Origin of the sequence: Brevundimonas sp. (assembly GCF_044336875.1) — a bacterium.
Classification (GTDB): Bacteria; Pseudomonadota; Alphaproteobacteria; order Caulobacterales; family Caulobacteraceae; genus Brevundimonas.
Window position 1 is genome coordinate 549,693 of record NZ_JBIIOP010000001.1, and the last position, 15,142, is coordinate 564,834.

The following is a 15,142-nucleotide window of genomic DNA, read 5'->3' on the forward strand; positions in this document are numbered from 1 at the left end:
CGACATCAAGCGGCGCCATAGTCCGGGATCCTCCCCGGAACTCTTATGCCCAAAGCCTTCATCGTCACGCGCGGCGCCGCGCCCGTTCAGTACTGGACCCCTGAGGGGCTCTGGACCGTTTCCCGGCGCGACGCCGCGCGATTTCAAACCCTCGCCGCTTTGGAGGCGGCTGCGGAGCGCCTCGCGGACCTCGGCGAGATTTCAGTGGCCTTGATGGATCCTTCCGAAGAGGCGAATGACCCGGCCTGACGAAACCGGTGACTTGGGTGCGAAACCGTACCCAAAAATACGAAAAAAGTCAGTCTTCATAGTCTCTTATCTCTCTCGGATAATGGTTCGACCTGCACTCCGGGATCAACATGCCTCTACACGACGATCGCCCTCGCCTGCATCGCCTCATCGCCGCCGGTCATCTCCGCTACTGGATCATCGCCAGTTGGGCGCTCGCCCTCCTGACGACCACCGATTGGAAGACCGCCTCGATCTGGTTCGCGGTCGCGACCGCCTTCGGTCTGGTCCGCACCTTCGTCGAAGGTCGCGCCGGACCGCGCGCGGCCGGACCGACCCGCCTCAAACTCATGATCGCCACCGCGTCCTGCGCCGTCTGGGCGGCGGCGCCCTGGTTGTCCTTCACTCAGGGGAGCCTTTACGGCGTCGCGCTCGGTATGGCCCTTCTGACGGCGGGCTATGTTCTGGTCTTCACCCAGATGCGCGCCGCGCCCCAAGAGGCGCTGATCGTCTCCACCCCCTACTCGATCGTCGTTCTGCTCCTCATCGTGACCTTCTGGGGATCGCCGGGCTTCTGGGTCATCCTCGCCGTCATTCCGGTCCTCGGGCTCGCCCTCCTGATCAAGGTCGTCATCACCCAGATGAAGGATGCGGAACTGGGTGAAGTGAACCGGCGCCAGGCCGCCCTGATCGTCGAACTCGAGGCCGCTCGCGACAAGGCCGACGCCGCCAACGCCGCCAAGTCCCGCTTCCTGGGCGTCATCTCTCACGAACTGCGCACCCCGATGAACGGGGTCCTGGGCGCCGCCGAGTTACTCAAGCTCTCGAGCCTGGACGCGCGCCAATCTCAGTTCGTCGATCTGATCACCGGCTCGGGGCAGAACCTCCTGGCCCTGCTCAACGACATTCTCGACATGACCAAGATCGAGGCCGGAAAGATGACCCTCGCCCCGACCCTCTCAGATACGGCCGGCCTGGCCGGACGCCTGACCGGACCCTTCGCGGCCCAGGCCGAGGCCAAGGGATTGGGCTTCCACACGGAGGTCGCGGGCGACTGGCCGGCGGTCATGCGCGCCGATATCCTGCGCCTCTCCCAGATCAGCCACAATCTCCTGGCCAATGCGATCAAGTTTACGCCGACCGGATGGGTGCGCCTGCGTCTCGTCGGCGCCCGCAGCGAAAATGATCGGCTGGCGCTGCGTCTCGAGGTCGAGGACACGGGCATCGGCATCGCCCGGGACCAGCAGGACCGCCTGTTCCAGCCCTTCAGCCAGATCGATGATTCTTCGACCCGAAACTTCGGCGGGACAGGGCTGGGGCTGAATCTCTGCAAGAGGCTGGCCGACTTGATGGGGAGCGAGGTCTCGGTCGTTTCGACGCCCGGGCAGGGCTCGATCTTCAGTCTTCAGGTCGAACTGGACGGCCTCAACTGGCCCGAGCCGCAGCCCGGCCGCCGCGCGGCCTGATCCGACAAGACCCGATCAGCCCTCGGCGGCTCGGATACGCAGGGCGTCGGCAGGGAGCGCCCGCTGGAGGGCTCGCGCCTGCGGCCAGGGTTCGGTCATCCAGGCCTCGATCTCGTCGGGCTCGGTCAGGATCGCCGGCATGGCCTTCGGATGGACCGACCGGACCGGCTCGCTCGGTTCGGTGGTGAGGAAGCCGAACAGGTCCAGGATCTCCCAACCGGTCTTGATCTTGCGCACCCCTTGCCAACCGGGCGTCTGTATCCCTGCGAAAAATCCCAGGGGCGCGCCGTCGGTTCGTCTCTCGAACCACACCGGCCGCGGCTCTCCGCGCGCGTTCTGGCCGGGCTCGCTGAAGGCGGTGAACGGCACAAGACAACGATAGGCCGGATCGAGCAACCGCCTCCAGTGGGGCGAAGCTGTGTTGCGCACATTGGTGACGCCGCGATCCGGCTCCATCTTCAACAGTTCCGCGAAATCGAAAGCCGCGCCCTTGGCCTCCAGGCGCAGCCTCCTTTTGGTCGCGGCCTCATGGAGAAGCTTTGACGGCGAGGGGAGCCCCCATCGGGCCAGGACGAGTTCGCGCACCCCGTCCGCGCCGGTGCGGACGATCGGCGCCGAATAGTCCGGATAGACGTCGCCGGGGGCGAGATTGCCCACCGACGAACGCATCGCCTTGGCCGCCGCGATAATCGCCTGCGGGCCCGCAGTCTGGGTGTAGAGATTGCACACGGTTCAGTCTCGGCCTTCTCGCTCAGACGTTCGCCTCTACCTGAGTTGTTTCGCGTACCGACCCAGGCTGTCCAGAGAGAAGCGCAATCTTGAGGCCGCCGACGGGACGCCGCATCCCCACAAGGCGACGGGCGAAGTCAGGTGCGCCATTCAAAAAGATGCGGAACGGCTCGGCATCCAGGCCATTGATTCAACGACGGTTCATGCGCGTGATCCGTCTGTCTCCGGACGCGGGGGTCGCGGCTCGACGGGGCCGCGACCTTTCCGGAAGGCCAGCGGCGGCGGCTTGGCCGCCCCGATCTTTTCCAGACAAAGCGGAGATTGACGATGACCGCCCTGTTCGACCGCCTTCGCCATCGCTCCGCCATCCACACGGTGGAGCTGATCGACGAGGGCTTTCTGGTCCATCCCGTAGTGGGCCGCGAAGCCGATTTAGGAGACCTGATCCGTGAGGCCATGAACGCGCCGATCGATACATTCGTGATCCTCCCGGCCCGGCGCGACGGACCCTACGAACACGCCCATGTCATTCCCTTGGTCTAGAGCGGGGATGTGGGGCGGAGGTCTGGGGCGGGGGCCTAGGCTGCAGGGTTCAGGCTGCGGGTCGAGGCTGGGCGGCTTCATGACGCCGCCGGATGAGGGCCGACCAATGATCGGCCATGACCAGAAGCGCGGTCCTTCGACCCTCGTCGACCTCCGGCACGGCTTCGGCGATCAGATCGGCGATCTGGCGGCGCATCTCTTCGGTCGATCTCATGCCTGCCTGAAAGCCCGGTAAAGACAATGGTTTCAGCTTCGCCGGTCCATTCGAACGCGAATTTCCATGAGGTCGCATGACCGCGCGAACCCTGTCCGGGCGACAGGCGCTTCGAGGCCTCGGGCACGGAACGATCTCCCGGACGGTGCGCTTGGCAAAAGCGTCTCCATACCCCCCCGGAGGCGCAAGCGGCCCGGTCACAACGATCTCACCCTCGACCGAGCCGCATTTCCCCTACCTCCGCCCTCGGCCGCCGCTCGTCGACTTCCTCACGCCGAGAGAATTCGATCGCGCTGGTCGCTCCAGATGCGCCGTCCCCGCCGCCGCGCTGCGACCTTGTCGCGTTCGCGCGAGGCGGACGTGATCCGGTCCGCGTCGCTGAGATCGCGGACGAAAGGTTCGGACGGGAGAAGCAAGGTCGCATCGGTCTCAGACGCCATGATGGGTCTCCGTTTGCGTTCGCGGTCCGGACAGAACGACGCACCGCCCAAGCCGTTCACGCCTCGATCTCACGATTGCGGCACGACATAGCGTGCGCAGCCCCCCGGCAGCGCGCGGACCGCAGCCGCTGCGGGTCTGCACTTGAAAACCTCCAGGGGCCGCTCGGCATTGATCAAGAGCCCCGTGTCGGGCGCACGGGATCTCGGAGAAAACGCCGTGGAAAGAGCGCTCGGCAAACCCCGGTATTGTTCAGGTTGCAATTCCGCCTGAGGCAGCGTTGCATAATCTTTATCGCGAACTGTTTCCGGGGCGTTCGCGGCTGGAAGAGATCGGTGACGCACGATGCATACTTCCACCCCAAAGGCAGAGGAGTGGGTCGTGACCTATTTCTGTTTCCTAGATTCCGTCGATGCGACCTCGACCTATATGCAGCCGTTAGACGCGGACACGCGCGATGAGGCGATCGAAGAGGCTCAGGTGCTGCTTGCCGAGCACCGAAGCCAGGCCGCAGCTCGGGTTTATCACGGCGACAATCTGATCGCCTCCCTCCCGGCGCAAGGCCAATGACCCCCACCGAGATTCGCGCGCTCCGCCACAGTCGACGCCTCCCCCAGGAGGACTTCGCCCGCCAGATCGGCGTGTCGCGCACGACCCTTGGCGCCCTGGAGCAAGGACGGGTTCAGCCCAGCCGCATGCTGCTGTTGGCCCTCGCCGCCTACGCCGATGGCCTCAGTCCCTATCGACCGGATCCCGCGCACATGCGGGCGCTGCTGTTCACCGAGAGACGGCGAATAAACCGCCCCCAGGCCGAACCTGGCCTTCCGTTCCGAGGCGCGCAGGGACGGTCGCTCGAGGACGGCGCCTCGACGATTCGTCAGCCGACCTCCTCCTGACGGGCGTCGACGCGCCTACCCGTCAGCCGCCGGATCCAGGTTCGGCCATTTTGCGATGCTGTTCGGCGAGGACCGTCTGCGGCGTGACGGCGGCCATGGCCGCCTGCAGCTTATTGCCGAAACCGGCGACAACATCGCCGTCTCCGCGCTTCATGGCCTCGTAGCCGGTGCGAGCGACATCGGCGGGATCCGCCTTGCCGTCATCCTGGCCGACCTTGGTGTCGGTCATATCGGCGCGCGCGAAGAACTGCGTGTCGACGGGGCCCGGCATGAGCACCGTCACCGAGACGCCATCGTCCTTGAGCTCGTTGCGCAGCGCGAAGGAGAAACTGTCCACGAAGGCCTTCGACGCATTGTAGACGGCCTGGAAACTGCCCGGCATCAGACCGGCGATCGAGCCGGTGAAGAGAATCCGCCCGCGTCCCCGCGCGCGCATATCCCGGCCGATCAGCCAGGCCAATCGCACCGTGCCGGTGATATTGGTGTTGATCACATGGACGATGTCGTCGAACGACTGGTCGAGAAACCCCTTGCCCAATCCGTGGCCGGCGTTGGCGGCCAGGGCGTCCACGGGCCGGCCGCCGAGCGCCGCATAGAGGGACTGCACCCCGTCTTCTGTGGCGAGATCGGCCTGGACGGCGGCGACCTGGGCGCCGAGACCGGTCAGCACCTGCGACGCCTCGGCCAGGGAGGTGTCGGCCGCAATGACCAGATCATAGCCGTCTTCGGCGAACAGTTTGGCCAGCTCGTAGCCGATGCCCGACGAGGCGCCGGTGACGACGGCGAGCGGGCGATGGGTTTCGGCGGCGGTCTGATTGAGGGCGTCGGTCATTTTTGAAACTCCGATCTGCGACCGCTAGCCAACTCCTCCAATAAGCGCCTGTTCCGTCCGGAATCGAAACGGAACGAAGACTGCTCGCGACGGTTGAGACAAGGCAAACGACTGGAGCTAACCCCATGTCTTATAGTGAAGTTTCCACCGACGCGGAGGTCGGATCAACGGCCTTTGTCGACAAGGATTTGCGCGAGGGCGAGCATGAGGCCTCGAGCCTGCGCGCCGTCCTGATCAACCGTCCGAGGGACCAACTCTACACCTACTGGCGAGACCTCTCGAACCTGCCGAGCTTCTCGGAGAATGTGAAATCGGTCGAGGTTCTGGACGCCACGCGTTCCTATTGGATCGTCGCCGGCCCCGGCGACCGGGACATCGAACTGACCAGCGAAATCACCGAGGACGTCCCCGGAGAACGGATCGCCTGGATGTCGACAGAAGAGTCCGACATCGATCATCACGGCTGGATCGAATTCCGCGACAATCCCTTCGGCCGCGGCACGGAGGTGCGAGTCTTCATCAGCTACGACCCGCCCGCCGGCCTCGTCGGCAAGGTGGTCGCCAAGGTGATGCAGCGCGAACCGCGCATCCAGGCACGCCGCGAACTGCGCCGCTTCAAACAGCTGATGGAGACGGGGGAGGTCTCTACATCCAAGGCGCCCGACGCCGCCCCCCGCGCCGAACGTCACTTCTGACCTCAACGCCCCTTTAGGAGACGCCCATGCGCGCCCTCACCTGGCACGGCAAGCACAACGTCCAAGTCGACACCGTCCCCGATCCGCAGATCGTCAATCCGCGCGACGCCATCATCAAGATCACGGCGACCGCCATCTGCGGCTCGGACCTGCACCTCTACGACAGCTACATCCCCGGCATGTCCAACGGCGACATTCTGGGTCACGAGTTCATGGGCGAGGTGGTCGAGGTCGGACGCGGCAACACCAGCCTGAAGAAGGGCGACCGGGTCGTGGTGCCCTTCGTCATCGCCTGCGGCCAATGCTTTTTCTGCGAGAAGTCGATGCCGGCCGCTTGCGACAATTCCAATCCCGCCGACAAGGCCGATGCCTCGGAGATTCTCTACGGCCAGTCCATGACCGGGGCCTTCGGCTACTCCCATCTGACCGGCGGCTATGCCGGCGGCCAGGCGGAATATGCACGCGTCCCCTATTCCGACTACGGCCCGATCAAGATCCCCGACGGCATCGAGGACGAGAGGGTGCTGTTCCTGTCCGACATCTATCCGACGGGCTGGATGGCAGCCGAGAACTGCGCGATCGAACCCGGCGACACGGTCGCGGTCTGGGGGTGCGGCCCCGTCGGCCTGTTCGCGATAAAGAGCGCGATCCTTCAGGGCGCCGGGCGGGTCATCGCCATCGATCATCATCCCAATCGTCTGGCCTTGGCCAAGGCGAACGGGGCCGAGGTTCTGAACTATCACGAGGTCAAGGTTCGCGAGGCCCTCCTGGAGATGACGGCCGGCCTCGGGCCTGACAGCTGTATCGACGCCGTGGGCATGGAGAGCCACGGCTTCTCCCCCGACAATATCGTCGACGCCATCAAGACCACGACCAAGCTGGGCACCGACCGGACCCATGTGCTGCGCGAGACCATCATGGCGGTGCGCAAGGGCGGCACGGTTTCGGTGCCGGGCGTCTATGGCGGCATGGCGGACAAATGGCCGGTCGGCGCCTTCATGGAGAAAGGGCTGACCCTGAAGACGGGCCAGACCCATGTGCAGCGCTATCTGCCCGACCTCCTCCAACTGATCCTGGACGGAAAGATCGATACGACCGACCTGATCAGTCACCGGCTGCCGCTGGAACAGGCGCCCGAGGGCTACAAGAACTTCAAGGAAAACCAGAACGAGTGGACCAAGGTCATCCTCAAGCCGCACGGCTAAAGGTGGGGACTGCGGCTGCGAACGGCGTCTAGGAGGATGGACATGGGCAGATTCTACTTTGATGTGACGGACGGCGACACCCACCGCGACCAGGACGGCGAGGCGTTTCAGGACGCTTCCGCCGCCCGCCTCGCCGCCCTGGAGATCTCGGCTGCGGCTCTGAGGGACCGGGGCGCGGACCTGCAGGGCGGCGGCGATCTTCGGGTCAATGTCCGCGACGAGACGGGCGCGACCATCTTCTCCATCACCACCACCGCCAAGATCCTTTAGCCCCCGGCGGCCGAGACCGGTCTCCCAATTGCCGACGCTCGCGCGCTCGGGGCCAGCTCGCCCCCCCCTCGAGCCGCCCGCCAACAGCGAGTGTCGGAACACCAGGATGCATTTCTCGACAAAAGCGTCGCAGGGATTTCCACGCGCAGCGATCCGGTGTCGGGCGACCGGATGGATTGACACCTGGACCGGGATGCCGCGCTCATACGCCCGCCTCATTCAGATGGAGTACTAGCCATGGCCTGGTTGAGCGAATGGGCGAGAGACGGTCGATCCTCCCAGGAAGCTCAAGCCGCCTTCGCCACCCTTTCCCCCATCGATCCGAGCGAAATAATTGGCGCGTGGCGGGGAAGCGAGCTTCCGACACGCCATCCCTTGGACGGCCTCCTGGCCGCCTACGGCTGGTGGGGAAAACGCTTCGAAACGGCGGATGAGGTCGATCCGCTGATCTTCGAAGGACGCGGCGACCTCGTCTCCGTGAACCCCGGCCGGCTACCCTTGTCGTTGGCGGTCGCCTTTCCGCATGTCATGCGGACCGCTGCGGCCGCCGACCTGTTTCGTCTGTTTCTGCCTCTTTTGGCGACGTCCCAGCCCAAGGCGCGCCTGCGGCGTTTAGAGTGGAATGGCGTTATCTCTGCGGCCATGATTTACGATGATCTGCCCATCATCGATCATTTCAGACGCGTGGACGATCACCGGCTCTTGGGCATGATGGACTTCCGCCGAACCTCCCAGCCGTTCTTTTTCCAACTGACACGGGCGGTTTCCGGTCGCGCTGCCGGGAGGACGCGGCCTCAGGGTGTCTGAGGTTCGGGTTGAGAGGTCTGGCGCTCCACCGGCGTCGGGGGGCGGCGCGCCCCACTGGCTTCGGGCGCATAGAGGCCGGTCACGGCCCGCGTGACGAAACCCTCGACGCGGTTCCTCGGCCCATAGCGAGCGCAAGGGTCGGGCGAGCCGACCGGTCCGGCCTTGCGCTCCGGCGGGGCGAAGGCGTCCGCGACCATGTCGCCGAAGGCCTCCGCGAGTTGGTGCGCGTCTCCGACCCGCGACAATGACGGATCATCGGTGCCGACGACTGTCGCGTTGCGCGCCCAGACGATGGCGGCGACCTGGCGGCCGTCGATGTCGAGCATCTCCGCTTCTGCGGCCAGCCCCCCGGTCGTGCCAGGGACGCGCACGCCGATAGGTCCAGGAATGAACCAGTTGGCTGCGGCCGAGGCTACAGATCCCACCGGGTGGGTCGCAGACACCCGCGTGGCGGCGATCCGGATCCGCCCGACACCCGCCCCGCCCTCCTCCACGATCCCGAACCGCTCGCTCACCTCGTAGCAAACCTGACGATCGATCTCCCCGAGCACCAGTCCCCACTCCTCCGGCGTCAGGGCCGCAGCCGCGTCCGGCATCAGCTCCGCGCGTTCCAGGACGACGGCGGTGATGGACCGCGCGGCTGCGTCGTCGCGGCGCTGCGCGACGGACGCACGGACCGTGTCCTCGCGCAGCGACAAGCCTTCGTAGCTGGTCAGATACCCCGACTCGGGCGCTGGCGCAGTCGCGCAGGCCGCCACGCCCAGAGCCAAGATCGATAACGAGGCGCCCATCAGCGGCCGGTTCATGAGACCTCCCAATCATTCCCGCCGAAAATACGCGCTGAGCCGCCCGTCAGATGCGTCGTTTCCCCATCAATCGACCCGAATACGACGCCCGTGTCGATCAGAGGATGGTCGTCATTCTGAACTCCAGGCGGGGCATCAGCGCCAAGCCGCAAGAATTTCTTCGCTTTGGGCCGTCTCGACCTGCAGCGCGAACCGGTCGTGGTAGAGGTCGAGCAGGGCGTCATGAGGACCGTCGGCCGAACTGCAGATGCCGTCGGTGACGACGATCATCCGATAGCCGAGATCCACCCCGCCGAGCACTGTGGCGAGAACACAGACATCGGTCTCCGCGCCGGTGACGATCAGCGTATCGGCCCCGCTGCGCCTGAGGATGGCGTCGAGATCCGTTCCGATCCAGGGCGAATAGACCCGCTTGTTCAGCACCCATCCGGGCGGCACGAATCTTTGCAGAGGTCTGGCCAGGTCGATCATCTCGTCGCCGAGACGTTCGCGGGTCATGGCGGCCCAACGGGTCCAATAGGCCGACCACTGGCCGCGGCCTTCGCCTGGTCGGTCCGCAGGGATAAAGCGGGTGAAACAGGTCCGCTCGCCGGCCTGCTCGCACAGGCCGACGATGACCGGCATCACCCGCTCCGCCCAGGGCGCGCGCCATTCCGTATCCTCGACGAACATCCTCTGCATATCGACACAGAGGTGCACGGCGGTCGGGGGAATGGCGTCGCCGAGACCGTCGGCCATGTCAGGCGGCGGCGCCTTGCGCCTTGGCGTTGGCCTTGGCGTCGGCCAGGGCCGTCAAGCTCTCGTCCGTCTTGGACTCCTCCTGCAGGGTCTCGTCCAGCAGGCGCGCGGCGTCGTCATAGCCCAGTAGGGTCGCCCAGCGTTTCAGGGTGCCGTAGCGGGTGATCTCATAGTGTTCGACCGCCTGGGCCGCCGAGATCAGACCGGCGTCCAGCGCATCCGTGCCCGCGTACTCCTCGAGGATTTCCTCGCCTTCGGCCAGGATGCCCTCAATGGCGTCGCAGGTCTTGCCCTGGGCGCGCTTGCCGATGATTTCGAACACCTGCTGCAGGCGTTCGATCTGGCCTTCCGTCTCTTCGTAGTGCTTGTCGAAGGCGGCCTTGAGCTCGGGCGCCTGCGCCCCCTTGGACATTTTCTTCAGGCCCTTCAGGATTTTGCGCTCGGCGTAATAGATGTCCTTGAGCGTGTCGTAGAACAGGTTGTCGAGGGTCTTCTCAGCCATGACGATCTCCTTGATCTGCTGCGTTGGGGGATGAAGCCTGGACCTCCGTCGGAGACGGGACGGTCCGGGTGTCGGTCTTGTGTTCGATACGGCCGCTTTCGACCTCGACCCGCGAGAAGACCTCTTCCTGGCCCGCCTCGAGAATCTCGTCTTCCGGTCCGCCCAGACCGCCTTGCGCCAGGCCGGCGGCGGAACTGGTCGTCGGCTTTTCGTCCGACGTCACTCGGGCGTCTTTCGGTCGCCCGGCGAGGACTTGAAGGTCTCGCCGATCACGCCGGCGTCCGGTCCGTCCGGCCCGGCGGCCTGCGCCGCCCGACGGCCAGTGCGGATGATGTCTTCGTCCGGCGTGGTCTCGTCCGGCCGACCGCCCGGCATGGCGCCGTTCTTTTCCCGTCCCTTGGTCTGCTCGCGGTCCATCTCGCGCTCCTCTCGTGGCTAATGCGTCTTGTTGCGACGCCGGGTCTCCCAACCCTTTTTCGCGGCGGCGGAGCGGTCGGCCTTCGGACGGGCGGCAGCCGCCGCGCCACCCTTGCGACCGCCCTTGTGCGCAGCGGGATGCCCCGTATGTTTGCCGCGTCCGGACCCGCTCTTCTTGCCGCCGCCGTCGTCCTTGTTGACGGTCGCCCAGGCCCGGCGCTCGGCCTCCTTCTCGGGAACGCCACGCTGCTCATAGCCGGCCGCTATATGGTCGGCCTTGAGTTCCTGCTTGTCGGTGTAGGCGGATTTGTCGCCGCGCGGCATGGTCGTCCTCCTGGCTCACGCCGAGAACAACTCACAACCAACACCCCGGTTTCAGCTTGAGTTTACAAAGACTTGATTCGATCCTTGTGTGCGAAAACAGACATTCGCTCTGAGCAGCGCAGCGTGAGCCGTAAAGAGCCGAGGCGCCGTCGAGCAACACGTCCACGCGCTCGACCGCCGCTGACGGCAGCGCGGACAGGTCGGCGAAGTCCCCGCGATAACCGGTGCCCGCCAGACGCCGACCATCGACGAGGACCAAGGTGGAGTCCGGTCCCAGCCCCCTGAGATTGACGCCCGTGGCGACGCTCGCGTTGGAGCCGGCGTTGTCGGCGCCCGCGAGGAGCGCACTCGGGGTACCTGCGCCGGCGTAATTCTGGGGCAGTTCAGCGATAAGCTCGGCGACGGTCGCCCGCCCGCTGCGATCCAGCGCGCCTCGGTCCACGACATGCACCGGAGAAGCCAGTTCACCGGACTGGCGCAGCAAACTGCCTGTGACGATGATGTCGTCGAGGGCGGCCGGCGGCACAATGACCTCGACGCGGGGCGTCGCCGCAGCCCGTCGCAGGGTGAAGACCCCTGCTCGGCTCTGCCGCCACGACAGGCCGGTCCCGGCCAGAAGTCTGTCGAGCGCCTCGGTGACCTTCAGTCGTCCGGAGACGCCTTCGCTTCGCCGGTTCGCCACGAGATCGTCGGCGAATAGAAGCTGGTGATCGGATTGCGCGGCGAACTGCGCGAGCGCCGTCTCGAGCGGTCCGGGCGCGATGTCGAAGGTGCGTTCGTCCTGGGCGCTGGCGGGCGCGGCGAAAGAAATACAGGCGGCGATTGCGGTCGCGCCGAGCCAGTTGCGGCTGTTGTTCATGGAGTCCTCCCCGACGACGCGAGAGTGCGTCGGGCCAAGGACGGGTCAGACCCCGTTATACCCTGGCGGGGGTCAGGGATTTTTTGTCCGACGCGGGACGAGTTTGATCGCGCCTCCCGGCTGAGGCTCGGCGACAAGATCGAAGGTGTCCGCTGCTGCCGAAACGAAAGCGCTGCGATCGCCAGCGCGGAAGGCGCCGCTGATCGTCGTATTCTCGACCATCGGCGCCTGGAGCTCGATCTTGTTCGTCAGGTAGCGATTGACCTCCGACACCGCCTCCCGAAGCGGTGTGCGAGAGAAGGTCAGACGGCCATCGGCCCAACTCGTAGCCTCGGCGGCGTTGATGGTTGCAGCCTTGGCGCCTTGCCGCGTCGTCATCGCCGTCTGGTTCGGCTGGAGCACCTGGTCAGGTCCGCCGGCCGCCTCGACCTTCACCCGCCCCTCGACCAGCACGACCCTGGCGTCGGCGCCGGTGCGACGCACGTCGAACACAGTGCCCAACGCCGTCACCGACAGAGGCCCTGCGGAGACCGTGAAGGGACGGCCGGAGTCATGCGCCACCTCGAAGAGGGCCTGACCTTCCAGCAACTCGACCCGGCGCGCGCCGCTCGACAAGATCACGCGGATGCGACTGTCCGTGTCGAGCCGGACGAAGGATCCGTCAGCCAGTTGAATGGAGCGCTGCTCGCCGACGTCGGTATGATAGGTCGGCGGTGCGGACTTCAGATAGAGGCCGACGCCGACGCCCGCCACTAGCAGGGCGACGACGCCCGAGACCAGCCATCCGGTCGGGGAAGGCTTGGACCGAGAGGATCGGCCGGCGTTCGCGACGAAGGCCGTCATTTCAGGGTCGCCTTGCAGGCTGCCCATCTTCTTCCAGTTCTCTTCCTGGCGCTTGTAGGCGGCGGCGTTCTCCGGCGACTTGCGCCATTCGAAGAAGGCGTGAATCGTCTCGGTCGACACCGAGGTCGATCCCAGGCGTGCAAACCAGTCCGCCGCCTCTCGGTCGGCCGCCGTCGCCGGCTTCTGACTCGCGCTCATCGCGGGCCCTCTTCGATCAGCGGCGCAGATAGTCGTCGCAGTGTTTCAGGGCTCGTCCCATGCGCCACTCGACGGTTTTGACCGCAACCTCTAGTCGCGCAGCGATCTGGGCGTGAGTCAAACCCCCAAAGCGAGAAAGCACAAATACGTCTCGATCCTTTTCGGGCATGGAGCGGACGATTTGCTTCAGCAGCAGGGTGTCGTGGGTGTCGCCGAATGCTTCGGCGCTGTCCAGCGCGGATTGGCGATGCCTGATGCGAACGGCGTCTCGGGCAAATCCGTCCAGGGCCAGATTCGATGCAATACGTAGGAGCAACGACTGCGGTGAGCGGATGCCCTGCGCTTGGTAAGGAGCAATCCGCAAATATGCTTCCTGGACCAAATCGTCCGCAAGATCTGCGCCGTAGCGGTGCGTCAGGCGAGCACGCAGCCACGCTGCGTAGCGGCGGTAAAGCTCTGCTACGGTTTTTCGTTCCTCATCATGGAACTTCTCAGCTCCGTGAGACACGAGGGGCCCCTGCTTCCTGCGGCCGGAACGATCTCCAGCAACCTCGAACGTAGCCGAACGTCGAATGGTTACTATAGTGACTGGCTCGAAATCGCCATTTCCATGCGCCTGTCGTCATGGAACTGCGGGAGATCTTCGGCCGAAATGTCCGGCGAGCGCGGCTTGATCGCGGGCTCTCGATCGAGGCATTGGCACTGGCTGCGGACAGATCTTACAGCTACGTCGGTGAGATTGAGCGCGGCATCCGCAACCCGACGCTGAGTGTCGTTGAGGCTTTAGCCAGAAGCCTTGATGTGCCCCCGCACATTCTGCTCGGACCGTTGAACACAGAACTTCCGGCCGCTCGCCATCGGTAGCCCAGCGAACCTCCCGGCCACTTAGTCACTATAGTAACTGGCTCAAAGTGATGGTTTGAGTGCGCTAGCGGCATGGGGCTAGCCACTGACTTCGGGCGAAATTTACGCCGTGTTCGTCGGGCCAAGGGTATCACCTTGGAGGCTCTCGCTCATGACGTTGGACTTGCTTACAGCTACCTCGGCCAACTCGAGCGAGGCCTTCGAAACCCAACGCTGAACGTAGTCGAGAATATCGCGTCAATCTTGCAAGTGTCAGCGATATCATTGCTGTCTCCCGCCCCTGACAGCGACACCACCGGTCCCGTCTGAGCGCACTGCGGGAGAGCTGCACGGCCAACAAGGTCGCCAATGCGCCAACAGCGGTCATAGACTCCGGTGCGGATTGCGGACCCTGGCTGACCCTTGGACGACGCGCAGTCGAGGTGGCCCCGTCACCGAGATCACCGCCGCCGCGTTGGAAGTCGATGCCACTCAAGTTTCAAGCAGCGTCTGGATCCACGGATGTTCCGCGCTCCGCTCGCCGCCCAAAAGGAAGCGCATGTCGCCGCTGAACGCGCTGTTGATGTGGATCGCCTTCAGAATTCTTTGCGCGGCGACCTTGAAGGACCGTGCGTGATCCGCGTTGGTCTCCGCGAGTGCGAAATAGGATTTGGCCTCCTCGATATCCCCCATGAGCCTCACGGCTTCTCCATGGCGAAGTTTGCAGGTGGGCTCGTGATGTAGGTGATAGATTTCGATAGACGCATCAGCGCGCGCGACTTCGCCCGGTGCGTTCGTGGAGGCGCAGGGCTTGCCGTTCTCTCTACGGCAGCCGAGCAGCCTCCAGTCTTCAATGTCGCAGGGATCAAGAAGGATAGGCCGTTCACGGTCCGGCTCGCCTGCGTCGTACAGACGCGCGTTCTCGTCGACTAACGGGAACCGATCAGCTTTGCCGCCGATCGTTCCGCCCTCCAAATCCTTGCGTTTGGAGTTACAGTAGGTGCAGGCATACCGAAAGTTGGCGGGGTCAAACGCCAGCCACCGGTATCCTTGGTGCTCCATGGCCGCGTCGCTAACTCGCCCTTTCGGTCGAAAGTGGTCAACGGCGTTGTCAGATCTTGGCACCGGCACCTCGCAGTACCAGCATTTGTCATTGAACAACTCGGCCAATCCGTCTTTCAGTTCACGCCAAACTGCGGCGTGGTCGTTCGGATCACCACCCGCAGCGACAGCGGCAGCGGCTGCGGCTGCCCTAGCGAGCCATCCGTCCGGCATCCTCAGCCTTGTTT

At 65.0% G+C, this 15,142-nt stretch carries 24 protein-coding genes; 11 read left to right on the top strand and 13 right to left on the bottom strand.

Annotated features, from left to right (window positions below; all coding sequences use genetic code 11):
* Positions 1-45 precede the first annotated feature (45 nt).
* Together ACIQ1T_RS02615 and ACIQ1T_RS02620 are read left to right on the top strand one after the other, a co-directional pair.
* The gene (locus ACIQ1T_RS02615; protein ID WP_395942929.1) at positions 46-249 is read left to right on the top strand and encodes a hypothetical protein; all 204 of its coding nucleotides are present in this window, start codon (positions 46-48) and stop codon (positions 247-249) included.
* A gap of 110 nt (positions 250-359) precedes the next feature.
* Positions 360-1,694, top strand: coding sequence for an ATP-binding protein (locus ACIQ1T_RS02620; RefSeq protein ID WP_395942930.1), 1,335 nt, complete (start codon positions 360-362; stop codon positions 1,692-1,694).
* A gap of 15 nt (positions 1,695-1,709) precedes the next feature.
* Here the strand turns inward: ACIQ1T_RS02620 and ACIQ1T_RS02625 are convergent, their stop codons facing one another.
* Positions 1,710-2,423 (bottom strand): SOS response-associated peptidase, encoded by a 714-nt coding sequence (locus tag ACIQ1T_RS02625; RefSeq protein WP_395942931.1) that lies wholly within the window; start codon positions 2,421-2,423, stop codon positions 1,710-1,712.
* Between the two features lie 327 nt (positions 2,424-2,750).
* On the opposite strand from ACIQ1T_RS02625, the gene ACIQ1T_RS02630 reads away from it, so the two are divergent.
* Entirely contained in the window at positions 2,751-2,966 is a 216-nt protein-coding gene (locus ACIQ1T_RS02630; RefSeq protein ID WP_395942932.1) for a hypothetical protein, read from the top strand.
* Positions 2,967-3,015: 49 nt separating this feature from the next.
* On the opposite strand, the gene ACIQ1T_RS02635 is transcribed toward ACIQ1T_RS02630, so the two are convergent.
* On the bottom strand, positions 3,016-3,180 hold the full coding sequence (locus ACIQ1T_RS02635) for a hypothetical protein (RefSeq protein ID WP_395942933.1): 165 nt from the start codon (positions 3,178-3,180) through the stop codon (positions 3,016-3,018).
* Between the two features lie 819 nt (positions 3,181-3,999).
* Between ACIQ1T_RS02635 and ACIQ1T_RS02640 the strand changes: the two genes are divergently transcribed.
* Both ACIQ1T_RS02640 and ACIQ1T_RS02645 read left to right on the top strand, forming a co-directional pair.
* The gene (locus ACIQ1T_RS02640) at positions 4,000-4,188 is read left to right on the top strand and encodes a hypothetical protein (protein WP_395942934.1); all 189 of its coding nucleotides are present in this window, start codon (positions 4,000-4,002) and stop codon (positions 4,186-4,188) included.
* Complete coding sequence (locus tag ACIQ1T_RS02645; protein WP_395942935.1) at positions 4,185-4,514, top strand: helix-turn-helix transcriptional regulator; 330 nt, start codon at positions 4,185-4,187, stop codon at positions 4,512-4,514. Before ACIQ1T_RS02640 ends, ACIQ1T_RS02645 begins: the two co-directional genes overlap by 4 nt.
* 22 nt (positions 4,515-4,536) lie before the next feature.
* Here the strand turns inward: ACIQ1T_RS02645 and ACIQ1T_RS02650 are convergent, their stop codons facing one another.
* A complete protein-coding gene (locus ACIQ1T_RS02650) occupies positions 4,537-5,346 on the bottom strand; it encodes an SDR family NAD(P)-dependent oxidoreductase (RefSeq protein WP_395942936.1) in 810 nt (269 codons plus the stop codon).
* A 125-nt stretch (positions 5,347-5,471) separates the two neighbouring features.
* Between ACIQ1T_RS02650 and ACIQ1T_RS02655 the strand changes: the two genes are divergently transcribed.
* From ACIQ1T_RS02655 to ACIQ1T_RS02670, 4 genes are all read left to right on the top strand, one after another.
* On the top strand, positions 5,472-6,041 hold the full coding sequence (locus ACIQ1T_RS02655) for an SRPBCC family protein (protein WP_395942937.1): 570 nt from the start codon (positions 5,472-5,474) through the stop codon (positions 6,039-6,041).
* Positions 6,042-6,067: 26 nt separating this feature from the next.
* A complete protein-coding gene (locus ACIQ1T_RS02660; RefSeq protein WP_395942938.1) occupies positions 6,068-7,246 on the top strand; it encodes a zinc-dependent alcohol dehydrogenase in 1,179 nt (392 codons plus the stop codon).
* Positions 7,247-7,288: 42 nt separating this feature from the next.
* Entirely contained in the window at positions 7,289-7,516 is a 228-nt protein-coding gene (locus ACIQ1T_RS02665; protein WP_395942939.1) for a DUF6894 family protein, read from the top strand.
* A gap of 237 nt (positions 7,517-7,753) precedes the next feature.
* Positions 7,754-8,323, top strand: coding sequence for a DUF4334 domain-containing protein (locus ACIQ1T_RS02670; RefSeq protein WP_395942940.1), 570 nt, complete (start codon positions 7,754-7,756; stop codon positions 8,321-8,323).
* Here ACIQ1T_RS02670 and ACIQ1T_RS02675 read toward each other — a convergent pair.
* The 9 genes from ACIQ1T_RS02675 to ACIQ1T_RS02715 form a co-directional block, all read right to left on the bottom strand.
* Positions 8,311-9,129: a DUF3313 domain-containing protein gene (locus ACIQ1T_RS02675; protein WP_395942941.1), complete on the bottom strand. Its 819-nt coding sequence runs from the start codon at positions 9,127-9,129 to the stop codon at positions 8,311-8,313. The genes ACIQ1T_RS02670 and ACIQ1T_RS02675 overlap by 13 nt on opposite strands.
* Before the next feature lie 135 nt (positions 9,130-9,264).
* Complete coding sequence (locus tag ACIQ1T_RS02680) at positions 9,265-9,867, bottom strand: cysteine hydrolase family protein (protein ID WP_395942942.1); 603 nt, start codon at positions 9,865-9,867, stop codon at positions 9,265-9,267.
* 1 nt (position 9,868) lies between these two features.
* Positions 9,869-10,369, bottom strand: coding sequence for a ferritin-like domain-containing protein (locus ACIQ1T_RS02685; protein ID WP_395942943.1), 501 nt, complete (start codon positions 10,367-10,369; stop codon positions 9,869-9,871).
* Positions 10,362-10,592 carry a hypothetical protein gene (locus tag ACIQ1T_RS02690; RefSeq protein WP_395942944.1) on the bottom strand — a complete coding sequence of 77 codons (231 nt, stop codon included), beginning with the start codon at positions 10,590-10,592 and terminating at the stop codon, positions 10,362-10,364. Before ACIQ1T_RS02690 ends, ACIQ1T_RS02685 begins: the two co-directional genes overlap by 8 nt.
* Positions 10,589-10,786, bottom strand: coding sequence for a hypothetical protein (locus tag ACIQ1T_RS02695; RefSeq protein WP_395942945.1), 198 nt, complete (start codon positions 10,784-10,786; stop codon positions 10,589-10,591). Before ACIQ1T_RS02695 ends, ACIQ1T_RS02690 begins: the two co-directional genes overlap by 4 nt.
* An 18-nt stretch (positions 10,787-10,804) precedes the next feature.
* On the bottom strand, positions 10,805-11,110 hold the full coding sequence (locus ACIQ1T_RS02700; RefSeq protein WP_395942946.1) for a plasmid stabilization protein: 306 nt from the start codon (positions 11,108-11,110) through the stop codon (positions 10,805-10,807).
* Positions 11,111-11,141: 31 nt separating this feature from the next.
* On the bottom strand, positions 11,142-11,969 hold the full coding sequence (locus ACIQ1T_RS02705; RefSeq protein WP_395942947.1) for a TonB-dependent receptor plug domain-containing protein: 828 nt from the start codon (positions 11,967-11,969) through the stop codon (positions 11,142-11,144).
* A 72-nt stretch (positions 11,970-12,041) separates the two neighbouring features.
* Positions 12,042-13,010: a FecR family protein gene (locus tag ACIQ1T_RS02710; protein ID WP_395942948.1), complete on the bottom strand. Its 969-nt coding sequence runs from the start codon at positions 13,008-13,010 to the stop codon at positions 12,042-12,044.
* Between the two features lie 16 nt (positions 13,011-13,026).
* Entirely contained in the window at positions 13,027-13,518 is a 492-nt protein-coding gene (locus tag ACIQ1T_RS02715; RefSeq protein ID WP_395942949.1) for an RNA polymerase sigma factor, read from the bottom strand.
* Positions 13,519-13,634: 116 nt separating this feature from the next.
* Between ACIQ1T_RS02715 and ACIQ1T_RS02720 the strand changes: the two genes are divergently transcribed.
* The gene (locus tag ACIQ1T_RS02720) at positions 13,635-13,874 is read left to right on the top strand and encodes a helix-turn-helix domain-containing protein (RefSeq protein ID WP_395942950.1); all 240 of its coding nucleotides are present in this window, start codon (positions 13,635-13,637) and stop codon (positions 13,872-13,874) included.
* 72 nt (positions 13,875-13,946) lie between these two features.
* A complete protein-coding gene (locus ACIQ1T_RS02725; protein ID WP_395942951.1) occupies positions 13,947-14,183 on the top strand; it encodes a helix-turn-helix domain-containing protein in 237 nt (78 codons plus the stop codon).
* Between the two features lie 162 nt (positions 14,184-14,345).
* Here the strand turns inward: ACIQ1T_RS02725 and ACIQ1T_RS02730 are convergent, their stop codons facing one another.
* The gene (locus tag ACIQ1T_RS02730; protein ID WP_395942952.1) at positions 14,346-15,128 is read right to left on the bottom strand and encodes a hypothetical protein; all 783 of its coding nucleotides are present in this window, start codon (positions 15,126-15,128) and stop codon (positions 14,346-14,348) included.
* Positions 15,129-15,142 lie beyond the last annotated feature (14 nt).

Bases quoted from the DNA above. Each gene is read 5' to 3' on its own strand.
- ACIQ1T_RS02615 (WP_395942929.1), top strand. From the start codon at position 46: ATGCCCAAAGCCTTCATCGTCACGCGCGGCGCCGCGCCCGTTCAGTAC.
- ACIQ1T_RS02620 (WP_395942930.1), top strand. From the start codon at position 360: ATGCCTCTACACGACGATCGCCCTCGCCTGCATCGCCTCATCGCCGCC.
- ACIQ1T_RS02630 (WP_395942932.1), top strand. From the start codon at position 2,751: ATGACCGCCCTGTTCGACCGCCTTCGCCATCGCTCCGCCATCCACACG.
- ACIQ1T_RS02635 (WP_395942933.1), bottom strand. From the start codon at position 3,180: ATGAGATCGACCGAAGAGATGCGCCGCCAGATCGCCGATCTGATCGCC.
- ACIQ1T_RS02645 (WP_395942935.1), top strand. From the start codon at position 4,185: ATGACCCCCACCGAGATTCGCGCGCTCCGCCACAGTCGACGCCTCCCC.
- ACIQ1T_RS02650 (WP_395942936.1), bottom strand. From the start codon at position 5,346: ATGACCGACGCCCTCAATCAGACCGCCGCCGAAACCCATCGCCCGCTC.
- ACIQ1T_RS02655 (WP_395942937.1), top strand. From the start codon at position 5,472: ATGTCTTATAGTGAAGTTTCCACCGACGCGGAGGTCGGATCAACGGCC.
- ACIQ1T_RS02660 (WP_395942938.1), top strand. From the start codon at position 6,068: ATGCGCGCCCTCACCTGGCACGGCAAGCACAACGTCCAAGTCGACACC.
- ACIQ1T_RS02665 (WP_395942939.1), top strand. From the start codon at position 7,289: ATGGGCAGATTCTACTTTGATGTGACGGACGGCGACACCCACCGCGAC.
- ACIQ1T_RS02670 (WP_395942940.1), top strand. From the start codon at position 7,754: ATGGCCTGGTTGAGCGAATGGGCGAGAGACGGTCGATCCTCCCAGGAA.
- ACIQ1T_RS02675 (WP_395942941.1), bottom strand. From the start codon at position 9,129: ATGAACCGGCCGCTGATGGGCGCCTCGTTATCGATCTTGGCTCTGGGC.
- ACIQ1T_RS02680 (WP_395942942.1), bottom strand. From the start codon at position 9,867: ATGGCCGACGGTCTCGGCGACGCCATTCCCCCGACCGCCGTGCACCTC.
- ACIQ1T_RS02685 (WP_395942943.1), bottom strand. From the start codon at position 10,369: ATGGCTGAGAAGACCCTCGACAACCTGTTCTACGACACGCTCAAGGAC.
- ACIQ1T_RS02695 (WP_395942945.1), bottom strand. From the start codon at position 10,786: ATGGACCGCGAGCAGACCAAGGGACGGGAAAAGAACGGCGCCATGCCG.
- ACIQ1T_RS02700 (WP_395942946.1), bottom strand. From the start codon at position 11,110: ATGCCGCGCGGCGACAAATCCGCCTACACCGACAAGCAGGAACTCAAG.
- ACIQ1T_RS02705 (WP_395942947.1), bottom strand. From the start codon at position 11,969: ATGAACAACAGCCGCAACTGGCTCGGCGCGACCGCAATCGCCGCCTGT.
- ACIQ1T_RS02710 (WP_395942948.1), bottom strand. From the start codon at position 13,010: ATGAGCGCGAGTCAGAAGCCGGCGACGGCGGCCGACCGAGAGGCGGCG.
- ACIQ1T_RS02720 (WP_395942950.1), top strand. From the start codon at position 13,635: ATGGAACTGCGGGAGATCTTCGGCCGAAATGTCCGGCGAGCGCGGCTT.
- ACIQ1T_RS02725 (WP_395942951.1), top strand. From the start codon at position 13,947: ATGGGGCTAGCCACTGACTTCGGGCGAAATTTACGCCGTGTTCGTCGG.
- ACIQ1T_RS02730 (WP_395942952.1), bottom strand. From the start codon at position 15,128: ATGCCGGACGGATGGCTCGCTAGGGCAGCCGCAGCCGCTGCCGCTGTC.